We start from the raw sequence: 3,238 nt of genomic DNA on the forward strand, positions 1-3,238 counted from the left end.
TCGCGCCGATCTCCGCCCGGCCCAGCACCTCGCTCCAGATCTGCGCCACCGCATGCTGATGACGCCCGCGCAACGGCTGCCGATCCTCCCCGCCCGCCTTCCATGCCTGCCCGCCCAGATCCTGCAACCGCCCCCGATCGACCTTACCGTTCGCGTTCAGCGGCAACGCCGGCAATGCCACGATGACCGAGGGCTGCATGTAGGCCGGCAATTCCTGCGCGAGCGCATGCTTGAGTTCGCCGGCCAGCATGCGGGCACGATGGCCGAAAGCCGGCGTGTTGCTGCTGCGACGGGCGATCATCGCGCGGTGAACACCTGGCCAGCGAATCACCGGTCGGTGAGTCTCCCCGTCCTCGCGCCGGATCAGCAGCGCGTCGAAAGCGCCATCGGCGCCGAGCCCGTCAAGGTAGACCCAGTATTGCGCGGCGTCGGCCAGCGCGGCCCACGCATCGGGATCCTGATCGAGCGAGCGCGACAGTTTCGCAAGCGCGTCTTCCACCCTGTCGCGCGACGCAGTGGGCATCCGCTGCAATAGCCCGGCGAGGCGGCAATCGTCGGCGCTGCGACGGTTGGCGATCGAGCGGAATGCCAGCACCTGCGGCCGATCTTCCCGCAGCATGGCGCAGACCTCGCTCGCATCCGCCTGCACCGTCGACCAGTCGATCCATTCCGGTTCAATCTCGCGCGCTGCGCATTCGACATGCATGACGACGTCGTAGCGGAACCGGGACAGCTCGTTCACATAGCCGCCGAGCTTGGGCCTGATTTCGACTGCGCTCACCCGCTGCGCCGAACGCGACCAATCGAGGAAAAACCGAGGATCGAGCGCCAGTTCGGTCTCGTGCGTCACCGCCTCGATGGCGCGTCGGCTGATCTCCGCCGCGGTAAGATCCGGCGCCGCCTGATGCCAGGCCACCGAGGCATGGAAGACGTCGAGCAAGCCCAGATGCCGCACGTCGCCGACGAACAGCGTTCCTCCCGGAGCCAGCGCGCGCACCGCGGCGTCCATGACCTGCTCAAGCTGAGCGGCGCTCGACAGGTACTGGACCACCGAGTTCAGTACGATGCAATCGAAGCTGCCATCGGCCAGTTGCGGCATCGCATCCGTTCCGCGCTGTTCGAGCCGCACCTTGTCCGCCATCTCGCCGAACTGCGGCAGCGTCTCTCGCAGATAGCGGATCGAGGTGCCGGAAATGTCCCAGCCTTCATAGCGCTCACACGACGCCAACAGCGGGAACATCAACAGCCCCGTGCCCACGCCGACTTCGAGGATCCTGCGCGGCCGCAACGCCTTGATCGAATCCACCGTCACATCGACCCACGCGCGCATTTCGATGTCGGGCAGCGCGTCGCCGGTATAGCTGCTGTTCCAGCCGACGACGTTGAAGGCGCGTTCCTCGACCGACGGCTCGGCATAGGTTTGGTCGAATACCTGCTCCCACGCCCGGGTCCGTGCCGTGTCGCCTGCCGCATCCGCCTGCTCCAGGCGCGGCACGACAAAGGCATTGAGCGCCCGCCGCGCGTCGTCGCCGCAAGCGACGACGGCGGCGTCGGTCACTTCCGGATGACGCATCAGCGCAGCCTCGATATCGCCGCATTCGATGCGGAAGCCGCGGATCTTGACCTGAAAGTCGCGGCGTCCCAGGAATTCGATCGAGCCGTCTTCGCGCCAGCGCGCCAGGTCGCCCGTGCGATACAGTCGTGCGCCGAGCCGGCCCGACAGCGCATCGGGCACGAAACTCGCCGCCGTCAGATCCGGTCGTGCCAGATAGCCGCGACCGACGCCGAGGCCGCCGATGAACAGCTCGCCACTCGCGCCGATCGGGGCCGGCTCGCCGCTCGGGTCGAGGATGTAGAGTTCGGTGTTGGCAATCGGCCGCCCGATTGGAACCGTCCCACGTTCATCGAGCCGACACTGCCAATGACTGACGTCGACCGATGCCTCGGTGGGCCCGTATAGGTTGTGCAGCGCGCAAGTCAGCCGTTCGAAACAGCGGTCGCGCGTGGCGGCCTTCAGTGCTTCGCCGCTGCAGACGATGCGCCGCAATGACGTGCATTGCGGCGCATGCGGCTGATCCAGAAAGCTCTGCAGCATCGATGGCACGAAGTGCAGGGTTGTCACACCTGCGCGGCGCACGAGGTCGACGAGCAGGCCAGGATCGCGGTGACTGTCCGGCGGCGCGATCTCCAGACAGGCTCCCGTCAGCAGCGGCCAGAACAACTCCCAGACGGACACGTCGAAGGTGAGCGGCGTCTTCTGCAGCACCACGTCGTCGGCCTGCAACCGATATTCGTCCTGCATCCATTGCAGCCGGTTGCAGATTCCCTCGTGCGTCAACATGGCGCCCTTGGGCCGCCCGGTGGAACCGGACGTGTAGATGACATACGCCAGATTCCCAGGCCGGCAAGGCCACGGGGCATTCCCGTCGGCGGGCGACATCTCCGCGTCATCCGGTTCCGCGTCCAGTTCGATGATCGGCAGATCGATGGCGTCGAGCGCGCCGCGATGGCGAGCCAGCGTCAGCATGGCCATCGGAGCCGCTTCGACAAGCGTCGAGCGCATGCGCGCGGGTGGGCCGTGGGGATCCAACGGCAAATAGGCCGCGCCGGACTTCAGGATTGCGATCAGCCCGACCATCATGTCGAGCGAACGCTCGCAGCAAAGCGCGACCAGCCGGTCCGGCCCCGCCCCCAGTCCGCGAAGCCGGACCGCGAGGCGATTGGCTCGTTGGTTCAGTTCCTCGTAGCTGAGCGATGCGCCTTCGAAACGTACCGCGGTTGCCGAGGGGGTCGATGCGGCCTGGCTTTCGAAGCGACGATGCAGCAGGCGCGTGCCGCCCACATCCCTGGCCGTGGCATTGAAACCATGCACCACGATCTGCCGGTCGGCCGGCGACAACACGGTCAGGCGAGAGATCGGTTGCTTCAGCTTCTCCGACAGTTGACCCAGAAGATGGCTGTACCCCCTGGCAAGACGTTCCGCGGTGGACGGAGCAAAGCAATCCGTGCTGTAGCGGATCACGCCGTCCAGGCGGGATTCTCGTTCGGTGAACTCGAACGTCAGGTCGAACTTGCTGGTATGGCTTTCGTTGGCTGCGCTGCTGATCCGCAAACCGGGCAACCTGAATTCCGCCTTCGGCGTGTTTTGCAGAATGAATTCGACCTGGAACAAGGGCGCGCGGCCGAGATCGCGCTCGGGCTTCAGCTCCTGCACCAGCCGCTCGAACGGCAGGTCCTG

1 protein-coding gene is annotated in these 3,238 nt (G+C 66.1%); it reads right to left on the minus strand.

What is annotated here, in order from left to right; translation table 11 throughout:
- Nucleotides 1–3,238, minus strand: a 3,238-nt coding sequence (locus AC1RQF_RS33175) for a non-ribosomal peptide synthetase (RefSeq protein WP_492874354.1), incomplete at both ends; no start/stop codon positions are given.

This window comes from Burkholderia sp. GW821-FHT14F03, assembly GCF_058803765.1.